The organism is Pseudomonas sp. MF5691, assembly GCF_016405645.1.
GTDB classification, from domain to species: domain Bacteria; phylum Pseudomonadota; class Gammaproteobacteria; order Pseudomonadales; family Pseudomonadaceae; genus Aquipseudomonas; species Aquipseudomonas shahriarae.
Genome location: NZ_JAEKDC010000011.1, coordinates 40236 through 57401, shown reverse-complemented (window position 1 = coordinate 57401; position 17166 = coordinate 40236). Strand labels below are relative to the sequence as shown.

11 protein-coding genes are annotated in these 17166 nt (G+C 59.3%); 8 read left to right on the top strand and 3 right to left on the bottom strand.

The annotated features are described in order from the left end of the window. Nucleotides 1-78: 78 nt before the first annotated feature. The gene (locus JFT44_RS16975; protein ID WP_057441703.1) at nucleotides 79-1455 is read right to left on the bottom strand and encodes a heavy metal sensor histidine kinase; all 1377 of its coding nucleotides are present in this window, start codon (nucleotides 1453-1455) and stop codon (nucleotides 79-81) included. Further along, the gene (locus JFT44_RS16970; RefSeq protein ID WP_120733596.1) at nucleotides 1452-2123 is read right to left on the bottom strand and encodes a heavy metal response regulator transcription factor; all 672 of its coding nucleotides are present in this window, start codon (nucleotides 2121-2123) and stop codon (nucleotides 1452-1454) included. The genes JFT44_RS16975 and JFT44_RS16970 overlap by 4 nt, the downstream gene beginning before the upstream one ends. 146 nt (nucleotides 2124-2269) lie before the next feature. Here JFT44_RS16970 and JFT44_RS16965 point away from each other — a divergent pair, with 146 nt between their 5' ends. The 6 genes from JFT44_RS16965 (at nucleotide 2270) to JFT44_RS16940 (ending at nucleotide 8882) form a co-directional block, all read left to right on the top strand. Further along, on the top strand, nucleotides 2270-2773 hold the full coding sequence (locus JFT44_RS16965) for a heme-binding protein (protein WP_198830939.1): 504 nt from the start codon (nucleotides 2270-2272) through the stop codon (nucleotides 2771-2773). Nucleotides 2774-2783: 10 nt separating this feature from the next. Next, nucleotides 2784-3194 (top strand): hydroxyisourate hydrolase, encoded by a 411-nt coding sequence (gene uraH / locus JFT44_RS16960; protein ID WP_057441708.1) that lies wholly within the window; start codon nucleotides 2784-2786, stop codon nucleotides 3192-3194. Between the two features lie 411 nt (nucleotides 3195-3605). Continuing rightward, nucleotides 3606-5930, top strand: coding sequence for a hypothetical protein (locus tag JFT44_RS16955; RefSeq protein WP_198830938.1), 2325 nt, complete (start codon nucleotides 3606-3608; stop codon nucleotides 5928-5930). Then, complete coding sequence (locus JFT44_RS16950) at nucleotides 5921-7132, top strand: hypothetical protein (RefSeq protein WP_170059741.1); 1212 nt, start codon at nucleotides 5921-5923, stop codon at nucleotides 7130-7132. Before JFT44_RS16955 ends, JFT44_RS16950 begins: the two co-directional genes overlap by 10 nt. A gap of 10 nt (nucleotides 7133-7142) precedes the next feature. Beyond that, nucleotides 7143-7802 carry a DUF1266 domain-containing protein gene (locus JFT44_RS16945; RefSeq protein ID WP_198830937.1) on the top strand — a complete coding sequence of 220 codons (660 nt, stop codon included), beginning with the start codon at nucleotides 7143-7145 and terminating at the stop codon, nucleotides 7800-7802. Nucleotides 7803-8126: 324 nt separating this feature from the next. Next, the gene (locus JFT44_RS16940; RefSeq protein WP_057445017.1) at nucleotides 8127-8882 is read left to right on the top strand and encodes a DUF4239 domain-containing protein; all 756 of its coding nucleotides are present in this window, start codon (nucleotides 8127-8129) and stop codon (nucleotides 8880-8882) included. A gap of 157 nt (nucleotides 8883-9039) precedes the next feature. Here the strand turns inward: JFT44_RS16940 and JFT44_RS16935 are convergent, their stop codons facing one another. Further along, nucleotides 9040-9609: a DJ-1/PfpI family protein gene (locus JFT44_RS16935; protein WP_169960199.1), complete on the bottom strand. Its 570-nt coding sequence runs from the start codon at nucleotides 9607-9609 to the stop codon at nucleotides 9040-9042. A 619-nt stretch (nucleotides 9610-10228) separates the two neighbouring features. Here JFT44_RS16935 and JFT44_RS16930 point away from each other — a divergent pair. Together JFT44_RS16930 and JFT44_RS16925 are read left to right on the top strand one after the other, a co-directional pair. Beyond that, nucleotides 10229-11944: a ShlB/FhaC/HecB family hemolysin secretion/activation protein gene (locus JFT44_RS16930; RefSeq protein ID WP_198830936.1), complete on the top strand. Its 1716-nt coding sequence runs from the start codon at nucleotides 10229-10231 to the stop codon at nucleotides 11942-11944. A gap of 104 nt (nucleotides 11945-12048) precedes the next feature. Then, nucleotides 12049-17001: a hemagglutinin repeat-containing protein gene (locus JFT44_RS16925; protein WP_198830935.1), complete on the top strand. Its 4953-nt coding sequence runs from the start codon at nucleotides 12049-12051 to the stop codon at nucleotides 16999-17001. Nucleotides 17002-17166: the final 165 nt, after the last annotated feature.

Here is a 17166-nt window from a genome sequence, read left to right as displayed (position 1 = left end):
TAGGACCTACACAATCTCGCGGCGACTCACATAGCGCTGATCAACAACAACTGACCACAACCACACTAATAGCTTCGCTCAAAGTAGAGACGTTTCGTTCGGAAAAGTGAGCAAAAACGCCGTGCCTAAATTGCTGCTGGTTACACCCACTTTTCCACTGTGGGCCTGCATGATCGATCGAACGATGGCCAATCCAAGCCCGCCCGAATCATCGGGCTGATTGCGAGAAGGATCACACCGGTAAAACCGCTCGAATAAATGCGGTAGGTGTTCGCCAGCAATCGCATCACCTTGGTTGTGTACGCTGATTTCGAGCCCATTCCCAGCGCTCATGGTGCTGATAGTCACCGGCGTACCAGGAGCGGCATAACGCAGTGCGTTTGCAATCAAATTGGCCAGTGCCCTGCGTAGCAACTGCGCGTCAGCGTACAACGTGCCACTGGCCTGATTTATCAGCTCAATACCGCGCTCTTCCCCCATCCCTTCGAAATATTCGCAGAGCTGTCCGGCAAGCTCCTGCAGGTCGATGCGTTCGCGGCTGATGGACGACTTTGGCTGCTCGGTACGCGCGAGGAAAAGCATGCTGTCAATCATCCGCGCCAGGCGCTCGTATTCTTCTTGATTGGACACCAACAGATTCTGGTATTCCTCAATCGAGCGAGTACGACCAAGCGTCTGCTGGGTCTGCCCCATCAGGTTGCTCAATGGCGTACGCATCTCGTGGGCAAGGTCTTCGGAGAAGCGTGACAGCTGAGCGAAGCCTTGCTCCAGGCGGCTAAGCATCTGATTGAGCGCATGGCTCAGGGCACTTAGCTCGCTGAGATCATTGAACGCTTCCAAGCGCACATGCAGGTGCTGCACATCGATGGTCGCTGCGCGTGTCGCCAGTTGACGTACCGGCTTGAGGCCGCGCTGACTGACCAGCCAGCCGAGCAGAAACGCCAGCAACGCACCAACCGTCACTGCTGTCAGCACTTCCCAACGATAGGCACTGAGCATCTGCTCACGCTCACCGAGGTACTTACCCGCAATTAGGGTAAGGCGACGCTCTGGACTCGAGATATCGACCCAGGCAAAACGCAAAGCTGGATCATCAGGACTATCGGCAAGCCTTGGCGCGGACGATTTCGGCAGACTCGGCAATGGCACAGCGAGCGGGTTGATTTCGATTAGCAACTGCCCATTGCTGTCGACAATCCAAAGCATGTTGTCGCGGTTGCCCAGCATGTTTTCGTACAGCTGCGGGCGCGTGCGCAGCGAATCTACACTCTTACTGTCGCCGATCAGTGCCTGCATATGCTGCAGCCGACCGAGCAGGGCCTGATCGTCACGCCAGGCTATTTCACGTTGCAGAGAGTGATACAGATAGAACCCTACAGCACCTAAGAGCACCACGCTGATCAAGGCAAACATCAAGGCCAGGCGAAGGCTGAGTTTACGTGGCCATAGGCTCATGGTTGAGCATCCATCATGTAGCCCATTCCGCGTACGGTGTGAATCAGCTTGATCGGATAAGGATCATCAACCTTCGCACGCAAACGTCGAATAGCGACGTCTACGACGTTGGTATCGCTATCGAAATTCATCTGCCAGACATGCGAAGCAATCAGCGTACGTGACAGAACCTCACCTTCGCGGCTGAGCAACAAATGCAGCAACGCGAACTCTTTGTTGGTAAGGGGCAAACGCTCGCCACCGCGAGTGACCTTGCGCTTGAGCAAATCGACATGCAGGTCGGCAATCTGAAACTGCTCTACTTCTCTCGCCGGACCGCGGCGAAGCAGCGTACGTACACGAGCCAGCAGTTCCGCGTAAGAGAAAGGCTTCACTAGGTAGTCATCCGCCCCCAGCTCAAGCCCTTTGACCCGATCTTCGATAGCATCGCGCGCCGTCAGAAATAGCACAGGCGTCTGCCACTTTCGTCGGATGATCTGCAGCAATTGCCAGCCGTCCAAGCCCGGCAACATGACATCGAGGATGATCAGATCAAACTCGCACTCCTGCACCAAGTGCTGACCGTCTAATCCATTCAGGGCGACTTCCACAAGATAGCCGGACTCACTCAGCCCCTTGTGCAGGTAGTCAGCTGTCTTCGCTTCATCTTCAACAACCAGGATACGCATCTAGTCCTCCAGCGCAGGCGCATAGCCTAGGCCAATAAACAGCTTCGTCCCATTACAAATTGGTAATCCTCACGCAATCAGTCTGAGCGCAACGCTTATGCATGATGGCCGCCAATGGCTCAACCGAGCTTTGAACGGGAGGATTTATGCAAATCGCAAGAAGCTGCACCACCTCACTCCTATCCCTGGCGATAGGTTCAAGTGCCGCATGGGCAGATACCTCACCGGTTGCCCAGCGTGCGGATGTCACCCTTGCCGTGGCCAACCAATTGCTAGACGCCACATTGGCAGCCTGCCATGCAGACGGCCGTACCGGGGTAGCAGCAGTCGTAGACCGCGGAGGCAATCTGGTAGCCGTGCAGCGCGATGACAATGTCGGGCCACACAACACACTGGCAGCGCAGCGCAAGGCCTTTACCGCCCTATCAACAAAGACCGCTACAGGCCTGTTATCAGAGCGTGCACGCAGTAACCCCGAAGCTGAAAACCTAAACACACTCGGTGAGTTGTTGCTGTTAGGCGGTGGAGTACCGCTGAAGGTGGGCGATCAAGTCATCGGTGCCATCGGCGTTGCCGGGGCCGGCGGTGCGCAGATCGATGAAGGTTGTGCCCTCAAAGCTATCGCACAAGTTTTACCCACCCATAAATAGGAGACTCATCATGAATACATTGAAAACCCTTTTGGCCGGTGCCGTGTTGAGCGCACTTTCCTCCGCTGTTTTTGCGGCTGGTAACCCTCTGAGCGTCCATGTGCTGAACCTACAAGACGGCCTGCCATCACCTGGCGTGAATGTGACACTTGAAAAACAGAACGGCCAAGACTGGAGCAAACTGAACACCGGCATCACCAATGAACAGGGCCGTATTACTGCGCTTTATCCGGAAAACAAGGTGCTCGAGAAAGGGACCTATCGCGTAACGTTCAAAACGGGTGACTGGTTCAAAGAGCATCAGTCGGCAACATTCTTCCCGGAAGTACCTGTGATTTTCGAAGCAGACGGTAGTGTGCCTCACTACCATATTCCGCTGCTGCTCAGCCCCTATGGGTTCTCGACTTACCGCGGCAACTAAATTATTGATGTGGCTTTGCCCCGTTTTATGGGGCAAAGCCAGCTCTTGAGCAGAGTCGTTCAGGAGCACCTATTCATTGAGCCGCCCTAGATTCGTAGCCATATTTATGGCTGCTATTGGCCCAAAGCCGACGGTCGCGAACGGCAGCAATTGGCCAGAATCAGCCTTCTGAAGTGCCGACCAATCTGCGGGCGATTTACAGTCTCGACCCGCTGCATGCACGTTAATCACTGACTTTGCCCCCCCGCGCACTCTTGGTTTTTTAAACGCCAACTGGTAGCGTTCGGCACCTCGCTGTATTGCCCGATCCCTTTCGTCATTCGTGACCTGCACGAGAACCGTTGCCCCACTCGAGGGCACTGACGCAGGACGCATCGGGCGATGCACAGTCATTCGCAAATGGAGTTCACAATGACGCAAAACAGCACCGTGCTGTCGGGCATCCAGCTGGATCAATTCATGGACCGTCTTGAGGTCGAGCATCAGGAACATGGTGTCGACTACCTGTTGGGCCAGCTGCGCGGCCAACCGCTCAAGGCAACCTCGCTGGAGTCGATCGGACGGCTGCACGTGCTGTGGGTCAACGCGGGTGATGCAGACGCGGCCAGGGCGGTACTGGCTGACGACGGCCAGGCACTGATCGAGGCTACGCCTGATGATGAGCGCAACGAACTCAAGGTCAACCTGCTGATCTACCAACTGCGTCTGGGCAACTACTTCAAAGACGAGCAGGGCCTGCTTCAGGCGCTCGACAACCTTCAGCAATTGACCAACGAGCCGCTGCCGTTCGACATCGAGCAGTACCGGCGCTACCGCATTTTCGAAGATCTCCAACACGCCACCCTCGACGTCTCCCTGAAGACCATCGAAGTGCGTCACACCCTTGCCCTGATCAACCCCGACCGTCATGCACTGCGAGCCTGGGACGATGCCGATCAACACCAGCGACGGGCCCAGGCGCTGGCCGCCCATGAACGCGACGAAGAGGCTCGTGAAGCCGCGCTGGCGGCAATTGCCGCGTTACGCACCGCTGGCGAAGATCAGGATGTCGACGGTAACGACTGGCTGTGGCTGGGCGATGCGCTGATCGAAATCGTTCCATTGCGCCTGGCGATGTTCGAACAGCCGGTTGTGCGATTGATCGCCGAATTGTCGCTGCCCCAGCGTCGAGAATGGGAAGTGCGCCTGGCACGTCTGGCCGCCCGTTCATTGCAGGCCCAGGGCGACCTCGCCGGTGCTTTGAAAATCTGTGAAGTGGCGACCCTGAGTCTGGAGTCCGGCGGCGGTGACAACTTCGTTGATTTCCATTTGCCCTGGCTGCTTGAAAACGGCCAAATCGACGACGCCGGGCAACGTGCATTCATGGAAATCTATGAAATGCGCGGCGAAATGTGGCCGGGCACGGCCTACTGGGTCCACGATCGCCTGCTCGATGCCGAGGACCAGTCAGCGTGGTGGCCGTTGTGCGTGATACGTGCCTGTGATGATCAGAGGGTGCTGGAGCGCTTCACTTCCGGCCTGCCATGGCGGGACGAGTCGACCCCGTCCATGGGCCCGCTGCTCGATGCACTGCATGACGCGCGCGATGACCTTGAGCAAATTGACAACGTCTTCACCCTGGCCCTTGCAGAAGCCCGGCGACGCGCGCCGAATCACCCGTGGATCACTCGTCTGGTGGCGGTACGTGAACGTCAGGCCGGGCGCATCGACGCCAACACCGAACTGACGATGCTACGCGAGGCGGTTTCGGCCGGCGATCTGCAGGACCACCGCAGCGTCTACAGTCTGTTCAGCGCCCACGCCAGTGCATTCGGCATATTCGATGCCTTGCGCCAACCCTTGCCGCTATTGGCCAGCGGCATGTACTACTACAATTTTGCGACTTCCCTTGAAAGCTTGGTCGAAACGCATGTCGAGAAGCTTTCCAGCGAGGAGGCAGATTCGGTCTGGTGGCGGCTGCGGGAAGTGCAAAAGGTTGCCTACGAACATGGCCAGGCCCGTATGGAGCAGTGCTTCGCCAGCGGCCGCGGACACCGCTACGATGCCTGCGCACACCTGTACTCAATGCTGTGCAACAACCTGGCGATCAATTACCGCTGCTACAACGACAAACTCATGGGTCAAGCACTTGAGTTGCATACCCGTGGCATCGCCGCCAGCCCGTTCGCCGAACATTATCAGGGCATCCTCGAAAATCGTATTCTGCTGAACGATAACCCAGGCATCGCCGAAGCCGCCGAGCAGCTATGGCACTACGCAGCCGACTATGGCTACGGCCGCCACAACCCGGAAGATTACATACAGGACGTCACCCGCGCCCTGTTTCGACTGGACCGCGAGCGCGAGATTCTGATCTGGCTGGAGCGCATTCTCAAATGGCAGGAAGAGCGCGAAATCAGCGACAAGGACCTGGAGTACTCGCCGCTGTTCGCACGGATGAAAATTGCCATGTACCTGTCATACAGCCTGCCGGAGGCGGCCACTAACCTGTGGTTACGTTACGCGCCGGTCATCGATGAACTCTCTGAATCCTCTCTGCTGGCTTGTGCCGGCGATGTGCTCAAGGGGCTCGAGCGCAAGGCAGAGGCCGTGGCCTATTATCAGCGCTCCATTCTGCGCAGTGATCCGAACAACGAAGTTGATCGGGGAAACAATGAAATGATCCGCCAGTGCATCGCCGAACTGCAGGCGCCGGCAAAACCGGCCGGCAAAGCCTGGTGGCAGATATGGAAGTGACACCGGAGCTGCGAACGTCCGGTTATGCCCCGCGCAACGCACTCAATGCCGATCAACTCAAGCGTGGCATTGCCGAGCGCAGCAAGGCCCGAGGTGATGCGCCAGAGGTGGGCAAATGGTTGCTCAACCATTTTTACCGTCATCTGGTCGGCAATTTCGAGCCTGCGCGGCGAATCCTGAGCATGGGGCAGGCTATCGAGGCATTGGGAGCCGAGCCGCCGTCCTGGGTGGTTGGGCATTTGAGCGATGCAAAAAAAGATTCACTTGCACCGCTGGTCTGGGTCGATCCGCAGCAGGCGCCATTGCTGGCGCTGGAAGCCTTGCTGGTGGAGTTCCTGACCTCGCGTCAGGGCACAGCACTGGCGGGCAAGCTCGAACGCATCAACTGCCCCCAGGCGTTGATGCTGTGGCAAAAGGAACACGCGCAGATGGCGGCGCGTGTCGAACAAGGCTGGCGCCAGAGCCAGCCCGAGGCCTTGCTTGCGCGGGTGAACACCGCTGAGCACGTATTGCAGGAACTGCGTCCCGAAAGCTCCTTGCTGCGCGCGGAAATGGCCTTTGAAAGCTACGTGATGCGCCACTGTCTGGGCCAGTTCGCCGATCGCCGCGCCTTGACTGGCGGCTACGGCGAGCGCTATGCCGAAGCCGTCGAACAGCAGCGCATGCGTGTGTTCAGTTTGCGCGACAGTCAGGGCCAGCCACACATCACCATCAGCCTGATCGTCCAGGCCGACGGCACCTTGACGGTCGAGCAGGTAAAGGGTAAGCAAAACCGGCCTCCGGTGGAGCGCTATTACCAGGACCTGCTGCAGTGCCTGAATGCTCTGGACACCGACCAGCAGACACCCGCCGACTGTATCGCCATCGGCATCGTGCGTACCGAAGCCGGCTGGCTGCGTATCGAGGAGGTCAACGACCCGACCGCCCAGACTCGCCTGGTAGCCCGATATCCGCAACTTTATGAGCGCCTCGATGCGCCATCCGCCATGGTCGAATGGCTGGTCGCCGGGCGTCAGCCGCAGCAATTCCTGCAGGCTGCCCCGAAGGCGGTGTCGGTCAAGTACGCCATCCGGCACATTTTCAGCAAATACATTGAGCGTCAGCCCAAAGACCCGTTGTACCTCACCGAAGGTGTGCCGTGGCCTGAAATGACCTCGCCAATGGCCGAGGAAATCCTGGCCTGGCAGGCCCGGGCAAGGTAAGGAGAGCGGGATGTTTTTGCTTATCGCAGTTGTTGTTTCAGCCTGGATGTTGTGGCGAGCATTCAGACCGCGTGGCGCCCAGTTGTTCAGCCAACGCAGGCACTGGTCGCTGCTGCTGGCCAGGCCCATGGCTGATGCGATGGAAGTCGAGGGTTTCTACTCGTCGGCGTGCGATCACTTCACCGAGCAAGCACAGACGATTGTACGGGCAGCGTTGTTACACCAGGCCGGGATACGCAGCAATTGCAATGACGAAGCCGTGCGGTCGCACTTCAGTGCGACCCTCGAACAGCAGTGGTACAACCTCGACCTGCAGGCGCTGATGACCGGTGATGAGCCGCGTGCGGCCATGGCCTTTGCCTGCGTTCGAGTGGCGTTTCTGGTCCGTTGTGCGCTGCTGATGCGTTGGCTCGAGCCCGACCTCGCCTGGCGTGTGCTGCTGCTCAATGCACAGCGGGCGCAGGACTGTTTCGACAGTTGGGAAGAATTCGGCAAGGCCTATCAGCTAGGGCGCGAGCAGTGGGTGGCGGCGTTTCGCGTCGACTCGCTGGGCGAAGCATTCCATGAGCAGCATCTGCGCCAGTTGCTGACGCCCGGCAGCGGAGCGTGGGCCGATGTCCCCTGGAATACGCCTGCGGCGCTGACCCCGACTCTGGCGGGAGCTGCGTAGCTATTGGTTCAAGCGTCTGAATCGCTGGAGCTCTCACCGCTGGAGGCGAGCTTGGTTGAAAAGCTCTTTCATTGCTAGATCAGCCGAGGCCTGGAGTCGCTGTTCATGAATGGCTTTTCTCGGCCATAAGCAGACGGTCCTGATCTGTTGCCTCTAACGATTGGCAGAGCTCGACCAATATCTACCGATGATCAGCGCTGGCGTTCATACCAATATGGGGGGCATTCCCGGAGTGCAAACGCGGTATCTGCCGAGCAGAATTCGGAGAGAACCCCAACGGTCTATCCTTCAAGACTTGACTCCAATTGATCAGGGCGCTGATAAATGAACTCTCTCTGGATAGCACTGGCCATTTTTGGGTGCCTCGTTGCTGCCTCGCTTCTCATGATGCACTGGTACCCAAAGTTGGCATCCCGCCACAGGGATGACGACACTAACTCCGTAATTCGTCTAGTAGCCAACATTTTTGTGGTTATGACATCGCTGGTCTTTGGTTTGATGATCAATTCTGCCAAAAACACTTTCGAGTCCATTGATGCAAACTTCCATGGATATGCAACCAGCATGATCATTTTTGATCGGACACTGCGGGGCTATGGCGATGCGGCACAAGACACGCGAAACCGTCTGATCCTCTATCTTGAGCGTGCTATCGAGACCCCGTATCGGGGAGACGAGGCGCTGCAGCATCGTAACAGCGAGGCGGCTAAATACCTGGATGATATCGGCAAGTCTTTGGCTCTTATAATGCCCCCGGACCGCTACCATGAAACGATGCTTCAGGATATTCGTCAGCAATATCATTCGCTCATCGAGCAACGCTGGAGGATCGTAGAGCAGTCAGAGGGAGCGATTCCTGGCCCGCTGATTGGGATGCTTGTTGCCTGGTTGACACTCATTTTCGCCAGCTTTGGATACCGCGCTCCCCGTAATTCGATGGTGATAGGAATGTTCATTATCTCGTCATTGCTCATTGCGGCTTCCGTTTACCTTGTTTTGGACATGGACGTGCCATTTCATGGTCCTATCCAGATATCCGACGAGCCCCTGCGCAGGGCGCTCGCAGTAATGCAACTTTAGGGGCGCGAAAAGCTCTGGCGTTCTGAGTCATGGCCTCGAGGCGGACCAAGCCTAAGTCCGCTTCGGGCCGAATGCTGCCCCTCATGACAGGCAGAAATCGCCCATGAGCGGCCATCCGAACACATCACCTAACCGGCTGTTTTGTAGGATGACGCAGTCACCGATGTTCCGCTGCCAACATTGATCTGAATTGAGAAGTGGTCTCGGAAGATAGCCCGGCAGCTTCGAACACTGCGCAGGTGAAGCTAACGGGTGCAGGGCCTGGAGCAGTTATGATGCGGTCTGCAACCACAGCTACTGGGCTGCTTCGATAAAGCGTGCCCCCCTCATAACCCATGGCATTCTGCTGCAGGAAGTCAGCGCTGTTCGATGTATGAGGAACGGTGTCGAGAAGGCTGGCCCTGGCAAGTGCCAGCGTTCCCCCACAGATACCGGCAATTGTCGCTCCACTTGCACGACTAGCATGAAGAAACTCCCGAATATCAGGTGCTTCTGCACGTTCCCAGACCACTCCTCCAATCACGACTACAACGTCCGGTTTCCAGTCCAGACATTGTTGCAAACTGCTCTCGACCGTTACCGCCAATCCACCCTGCGAGCGAAACTGCCCCGTAGCAGAAGCGAAAAACCTGACATCGATCCCGTAAAACGGAGACGCAGTTCCAGCAATGAAAGCGTATTCCCAGTCCGCAAAACCGGGTGTCAGTATCAATCCCACACGTGCCATCAGTCAGAATCCTCCATGAATGCCAATAACATATGGCGACAACACACATACATCAAGGGCAGCTATGGGTCGAAAGGGGACACCCTTAACCGCGCGCACTACATCGGGCATATGCGCTCGATGTTGCCAAGCAAGCGGAGCAGGCTGAACAGGACGTTGTCTTGGCAAATGGTGCGCGGCCAACCAGTTACAAGCATCACGGCGAAGGCCGCGTGCAGTAACGGGGCAAGCACAAGATTCGCTACCGGTGCCTGGAGGAGAGTAGAGAACAGAATGCCGATGTTCAGCTGTTCGTATTGAACAACCTGATGCTAGGCCCAGCGGCTTTTGTAAAAGGCAAAGGGGTAAATACGTCTGAAAGGCAGGGTTGATCGGTGAGTCAGCAGAATGAGGGCAGAAATCGCCTCATGAAACGCCCAAACGAGTTGTCGCCTGGCCCTCCCGCACCACCTCTATGCATTTATTTTGTGAATAACGCGGCATTCCCCACGTTTTACGTAAAAAGTCCTGCCACTGATGTAACAAACAGTTTAATGATGGCTCAACTGTGCAAACTCCCTGAGTTCACCGTTTGGCTAATGGGTATGGATTGTACGTATTTCTACGTTAAGGATGTCGAGTGCCGAATCAGCCCTCAACCCAACGCCAGTATTGTATCCAGAGCCTGGGCGTCGCCCTGCTCTGCCTATGCGCGCTGCCGGCCGCCGCCGCCGATGGGCCGCAAGCGGGCCAGGAAGCGCTGCGCTTGCAGCAGCAACAGCAGCGCGACTTGCAGCAATTACACCTGGAGCAGCGCCAACGGCAACTGCAACGCGGTAGTTTCGGTACGCAAGCGGCCACGCCGGCCTTGCCAACAGACATCGCCAAAGATGACCGCTGCTGGCCGCTAAGTGGCACGCGCCTGGCCGGAATCACCCTGTTCAGCAAGGCTGAGCTGAACAAACGCATCGAACCCTACGTGGCGCCGTGCATGGGCGTCACCCAGATCAACCGCCTGCTGGCCGAGATCACCCAGCTGTATGTGCAAGCCGGCTATATCGCCAGCCGCCCGTACCTGATCAGCCCGCCGGCGGCCGGGCAGTCGCTGGATATTCACGTCGAAGAGGGCTACCTCGAAGCCATCGAACTGGCCGACCAGAGCCTGCCGGTGTCGTTAGGCGGCGCGTTCCCCGGGATGCTCGGCAAGCCGCTGAACCTGCGCGATTTGGAACAAGGCCTGGACCAGCTCAACCGCCTGCGTTCGGTGGACCTCACCGCCGACATCGCCCCTGGCAATGAAGCTGGCGCCTCGCGCATCATCCTGCGCTCGCGCAGCACGGCGTCACGCTGGGGGCTGGGGCTTGGAGTGGATAACCTCGGCAGTGCCGGCACGGGGCGTGATCGCAATGCGATCAACCTGAGCCTGGACAGCCCGCTGAAGCTCAACGATTCGCTCAACCTGAGCTTCAGCGACACGCTCAACCACGGGCCGCGCTACAGCCGCAGCAACAGCCTGTTTTATTCCATCCCTTACGGGTACTGGACCTACAGCCTGTTCGCCAGCCACAACGAATACCGCTCGCCGTTCAAGCTCAGCCGCGCCACGTTTTACAACAGCGGCCGTACTGACCAGGTCAGTTTGCGCACCGACCGCGTGCTGTGGCGCGACCAGGGCCATCAACTCAGCGCCAACCTGCAACTGGCCTACAAGGACGTCGACAGCTACCTGCAAAAGGTTCGCTTAGGCATCCAGAGCCCGACGCTGACAGTGGCCGAGGCTGGCCTGAATCTGTTCTGGCTCAACAGCGCAGTGTGGAACCTCGACGTCAATTACGCCCAAGGCCTGACATGGTTCAGCGCCGACCGTGATGCCGACCAAACGCAAAAAAACCTGCCCCAGGCGCAATTCCATAAGTACCGCGCCAACCTCACCCAATGGCGCAACGGCCAATGGCTGGGGCAACCGTGGCAGTGGCAGAGCCAGCTGTCGGCGCAATACAGCCCGGATGCGTTGCCTGCCATCGAACAACTGCTGGGCACCGACGATTCGGCGGTGCGTGGCTACCGCGAAAACATCACGTCCGGGGCCATCGGCGCGGTATGGCGCAACACCTTGCGCCTGCCGCTCACCAGCGACCTGCCGGTAAAAATCACCCCGCGCCTGGGCCTGGACAACGGCTGGATCAAGCGCGAACACGGCGCTCAAAGCCAGCGCCTGAGCGGTGCCAGTGCCGGGCTCAACCTCAGCTGGAAAAACGTGCAACTGGACCTCGATTACCAGCGCAACCTCAACACGCCCGCAGGGTTTGGCCAGGAGCCGGAGGTCTGGCTGACGCGCCTTAGCGTACAGATTTGAGCAACACCTGTTTAGCCTGAGTTAACCGCCGTACCTGACCACCACAGCAGCGTTGCAACGAACAACGCACGTCGCGGATCAGCCAACACAGAGCGAATTTATTTATGCCGACTGACACCCATACATTTCACCTTTCACCCCAGGGCAAACTGCGCTGGGCCATCGCCAGCCTGTTCCTGCTGCCGCAGCTGGTCCTGGCCGGTGGCTTAACCGTCGTCGAAGGGCCTGGCGGTACGCCGCAGCTGCAAAACCAGGGCGGCGTGCCCATCGTCAACATCGTCGCGCCGAATGCCGGCGGCCTGTCCCATAACCAGTTCCTGGACTACAACGTCGACCGTCAGGGCGTGGTGTTGAACAACGCCTTGCAAGCTGGTCAATCGCAACTCGCCGGGCAGCTGGCGGCCAACCCGCAGTTCCAGGGCCAGGCGGCGAGCGTGATCCTCAACGAAGTGGTGAGCCGCAACGCCTCGGCCATCAACGGCGCTCAGGAGGTTTTTGGCCGGGCTGCCGATTATGTGCTGGCCAACCCCAATGGCATTTCCGTCAACGGCGGCAGTTTCATCAACACCCCAAATGCCAACCTCGTAGTGGGCCGCCCTGAGCTCAACGACGGCAAGCTGCAAGGCTTGAACACTCGCGATGCAAGCGGCCACCTGACGGTGCAGGGCCAGGGCCTGCAAAACGGCGCGGGGTCGATCAACCTGATCGCGCCGCGTATCGACAGCGAGGGACGCCTCAGTGCGCGTGACCAATTGAACCTCACGGTCGGCCGCAATCAGGTCGACTACGCCAGCGGCCAGGTGCGCCAGGTCGACCCGGCGAGCAAAACCCAGGACCAGCGTATCGACGCCCGCCTGTTCGGGGCAATGCAGGCCGGCCGTATCAACATCATCAGCACCGCCGAAGGTGCCGGGGTGCGCGTGGGCGCGGTGCAAGTCGAGGGCCGTGATGGGGTGAAGGTCAGCTCGGCCGGCGACCTCGATATCAGCGGCCAGGTCCACGCCAACAGCCTCGACGCCACCCGCGCCGGTGTGCAGAGCCGCCAGGGCGATGTCTACTTGCACAGTGCCAAAGACTTGAGCCTCGCCGCCACCGACGTCGGCGGACGCAACGTCAAGCTCGACGCCGGCCGCAACCTCACCCTCAGCAGCCTGGAAAGCAAAAAGCTTCAGGAAAAACGTGAGCAGTGGAACAACAGCAACTTCCTGTTCACCTACGAAACCTATGACCGCACCACCACCGACAAGGACTCGCGTCAGCACGCCAACAACGTCGTCGCACAACAAAATGCCACGCTGTCGTCCGGCGCCAACACCGAGATCAAGGCCAGCAAGGTCGAAGCAGGCGACGCATTGCGCGTCAACAGCGGCGCCGACCTGCAACTGAGCGCCGCCACCGAGACCCACGAAACCCGCGACCAGGGCAACCACCGCAAGCACCTGTGGAAAGCCAACTGGGACAAGTCCAGCAGCGAACAGCGCAGCGTCACCAGCAGCCTCAAGGCCGGCAAAGCCCTGGAACTGACCAGCCAGCAAAAACTGCAACTGCAAGGCGCCGAACTGAAATCTGCGGGCGATATTCAATTGGCCGCTCGGCAAGTCGACATCACCAGCGCCAGCCGTACCCAGAGCAGCAGCGACAACGCTTACTCCGGCGACCTGACTGGCGGCAGTTTCTTCGGCAAGAACGGCGATGGCGATAAGGGCAAGACCCTGAACACCGGCAGCAAGGTCAACGCCGATGGCAAGCTGATCGTCAAGGCGGACGACGTGCGCATCAGCGGCAGCCAGGCGCGTGGTGGCCAACAGGCCAGCGTCATCAGCGACAAAGGCTCGCTGGTGATCGACGGCGTGCAAGACACCTCCCACGACAATAGCTACAGCAACGACAGCAAGTTCTTTGGTATCTCCAAGGATGAAAGCCGCAAGAACCTCAAGGACAGCACCGTCGTCGCCAGCAACCTGCGCTCGGACAGCAACCTCAAACTGCAAAGCGCCAAGGACATCAGCGTCAGCGGCTCCAAGGTCTCTGCGGCAGGCGAACTGCAAGCGAATGCCAAGGGTGACATCAAAGTCGCTTCGGCTGAAAACACCTCTCACACCAGTACCAGCACTCACACGCGGGGTTTCGATGGCTACGCCAAGGAAACCGCCGACGGCACGCATCAGTACCGCGCGGGTGTGAACTATGCAGACCAGCAGCACGCCAGCAAGACCGACACCACCCAGCAGCAAGCTTCCAGCCTCAGCGGCGGCAGCCTGGCCGTCACGGCCGGTGGCGACGTGAGCATCAAGGGTTCCGAGCTGAAGGCGACCCAGGGCGATGCGACCGTGAGCGGCAAAAACGTCGAGCTGTTGGCGACCGATGACAGCACCCGTAGCCAAACCGACACCACCACCACCGCTGGCGGCGTGTATTACACCGGCGGCCTGGACCGAGCCGGCAATGGTGCGCAGTTCAGCCACCAGAGCAGCACTGACACCAGCCACAAAACCACCGCGCAAACCAGCAGCGTGGCGTCGGCCGGCACGCTGACGATCAACGCTGGCAACACCCTGACCAGCCAGGGCGCGCAGGTGAAGGCCGGTTCTGAGTTGCAGGTCAACGCGGCGCAGGTCGATAACCAGGCGGCGCATAACACCGAGACCGGCACCCACAAAGAGAACGGTTGGACCGCTGACGTCGGCGCCAATGTTGAATACAAAGGCATCACCCGGCCGATCGAAAAAGCCGTCGACGGCGTGGCCCAGGCCAAATTCCATCAGCCCGGCCTGTTGGATGCCTTCGAGCAACCGAATGTCGGGCTCGATGTGGAAGTCGGCCATACCAACAAGACCCGCACACAGCAGGACAGTACCGCCGTGGTCAGCCAGTTCAGCGGTAGCACGGTGCAGGTCAATGTCGCCAACACCGTGAAAGATGAAGGCACCCAGTACCGCGCCAGTGAGGGCGGGCTGAAGATCAATGCCGGCGAGCACCTCGCCACGGCGGCCGCCAACACCCACACCAGCAGCGAGCAAGGCGTTGACGCCAAAGTGGGCGTGCGCGTCTACACCACCACCGGTGAAGACTTGAACGTGCGCGGCAATGGCGCAGGCGGCAGCAGCGATGGGCGCGAATCCAGCAGCACGGCGGTGGTCGGCAGCTACGCCGGGGCCCAGGGTGTGAACATCGAGACCCAAGGCGACGCGCGTTATGAAGGCAGCCAATTCAACGGCGGCCAGGCGGGCGTCAACCTCAAAGCCGGTGGCGAATTGGCGCTGAACCAGGCCAACGATACCCAGAGCAACACCAGTAACAGCCTGCGCGGCAGCGGTTCTATGACCGTGGGCACGGCCCCGGGCAGCAACGGTACGAACGCCAGCCTCGGTGCCGGCGTGCAACTGGACGACAAGCGCCTGAACACCCAGGACAGCCAGGCGCGTGTCGCGACGCTGCAGGGCAACGGCCCGATCCAGCTCAGCAGCGGTGGCGACATGACCCTGCAGGGTACTCAGGTCGGCAGCAGCACCGCGAAGACCGGTGACATCAGCCTCAACGCTGGCGGCAAGCTGAATCTGCAAGCGGCCACCGCTACGCACGTGAGCAGCGGCAGCAACCTGGGCGGCGGCCTGACGGTCGGGGCCAGCAAGACCAGCAGCGCTGAAAGCAGCGGCACCACCGGCAGCCTGAGCGCCAACTTCAACATCGGCAAAGTCGCCGAAAACGACCAAGGCGTTAGCGGCGGGCAGTTGCACAGCAACGGCAAGGTGAGCCTCACCAGCGGCGCCAACGCGGCGGATGCGATCCACCTGCAAGGCACTCAGGTAGTGGCTGACAGCGTCAATCTGGATGCGCAAAACGGCGGCATCCTGCAAGAGTCGGCGCAATCGACCCAGGCGCATAAGAGCTGGGGCGTGACCCTGGGCGCAGGCGGCAGCGGCGGCAAAACCACCCTGGCCGACGCCGGTGAACATGACACCCCCAAGACCCAGCACGGCATCAATGCGCGGGCCAAGGTCGACGTGGATCACCTGCAAGGCACCACCCAGCACGACAGCCTGATCAAGGCGAATAAGGTGGTGATCAACAGTGCCGGTGACACCCACCTGGCCGGCGCGCGAATTGAAGCGGATCAGGTCAGTGGCAATGTCGGCGGCGATCTCGTCGTCGAGAGCCGCAAGGATCAAGTCAGCAGCACCCAGGTCAACGTCGACGCCAAGCTTGATGTCGAGAAAAACCAACCCGGCGTGGTCAACAAACTGGCCAAGGCCAGCGGCCCGCTCAAGGACAAGGTGCAAGCCAAGGCCGAGGGCGCGTTTGACAAGCACCGCGAAAAGCTCGAGAACGCCGTGGACAAGGGCACCGAGCACCTGGCCTCGGCCAAGGACAGCGTGGTCAACAGCGTTGGCAACGCCAAGGAACGCCTGGGCGAAAAACTCACCCGCAGCGGTAGCTACGACGTGAACCCCGAGCCCCGCGGCGCCTTCGGTACGAGCGTGGACAAAGCCAAGGCTTACCTGGCGGACAAGAAGGATGCCGTGGGCACTCGCCTGTCCGACCTCAAGGAAAAGGCCTGGCCAAAAACCACTGACAGCTACGCCGTCAACGGCAAAAACACCACCGGCAGTTCGGTGGCCAATACCACCGAAAACGTGCTGTTCGGCGACAAGAGCGGCAACACGTCCTACACCCCGACGTTGAACCTGGACGTCAGCCATGTGGTGAAAGACAGCGTCACTCAAGCGTCGGGCATCCGCACGCAAGGCGTCAACCTGCAGGTGAGTGGCGAAACCCACCTGACTGGCGCCCGGATCAGCGCGGACCAGGGCAAGGTCGACCTGGGTGGTTCCAAGGTCACGGCAACGACGTTGGCCGGCAGCGATTACCGAGCGGATGTCGGGCTGAACCTGTCGAAGTCACCGGTCAACCTGGTGCTGGGCGCCAAGGACGAATTGACCCAGAAACAGGACGACGCCATACGTAAGGATCAAGCCTTCAACCTTGGACCGCTGAGGGTCGGCGGGCACAGTGATAGCCAGGCGTTACAGGCCGGGATTGATCAGCAAACCCATTAACTAGCAATCCACTCGTGGAAGCAGGAGGCTATCCTGCTTCCACTACTGATCGCGTAAACACCAAAATCCGTATGCGTGAATTAGAGTTTTTCTATGTTAACCAACGCTCGCTGAAATCCATCGACTTCCACGAAAAGACTTCAGGCGTAGTCATCTGATGTTGGG

Excerpts from the sequence above, each read along its gene's own strand:
- JFT44_RS16975 (WP_057441703.1), bottom strand. The coding sequence starts at position 1,455 with ATGAGCCTATGGCCACGTAAACTCAGCCTTCGCCTGGCCTTGATGTTT.
- JFT44_RS16970 (WP_120733596.1), bottom strand. The coding sequence starts at position 2,123 with ATGCGTATCCTGGTTGTTGAAGATGAAGCGAAGACAGCTGACTACCTG.
- JFT44_RS16965 (WP_198830939.1), top strand. The coding sequence starts at position 2,270 with ATGCAAATCGCAAGAAGCTGCACCACCTCACTCCTATCCCTGGCGATA.
- uraH (WP_057441708.1), top strand. The coding sequence starts at position 2,784 with ATGAATACATTGAAAACCCTTTTGGCCGGTGCCGTGTTGAGCGCACTT.
- JFT44_RS16955 (WP_198830938.1), top strand. The coding sequence starts at position 3,606 with ATGACGCAAAACAGCACCGTGCTGTCGGGCATCCAGCTGGATCAATTC.
- JFT44_RS16950 (WP_170059741.1), top strand. The coding sequence starts at position 5,921 with ATGGAAGTGACACCGGAGCTGCGAACGTCCGGTTATGCCCCGCGCAAC.
- JFT44_RS16945 (WP_198830937.1), top strand. The coding sequence starts at position 7,143 with ATGTTTTTGCTTATCGCAGTTGTTGTTTCAGCCTGGATGTTGTGGCGA.
- JFT44_RS16940 (WP_057445017.1), top strand. The coding sequence starts at position 8,127 with ATGAACTCTCTCTGGATAGCACTGGCCATTTTTGGGTGCCTCGTTGCT.
- JFT44_RS16935 (WP_169960199.1), bottom strand. The coding sequence starts at position 9,609 with ATGGCACGTGTGGGATTGATACTGACACCCGGTTTTGCGGACTGGGAA.
- JFT44_RS16925 (WP_198830935.1), top strand. The coding sequence starts at position 12,049 with ATGCCGACTGACACCCATACATTTCACCTTTCACCCCAGGGCAAACTG.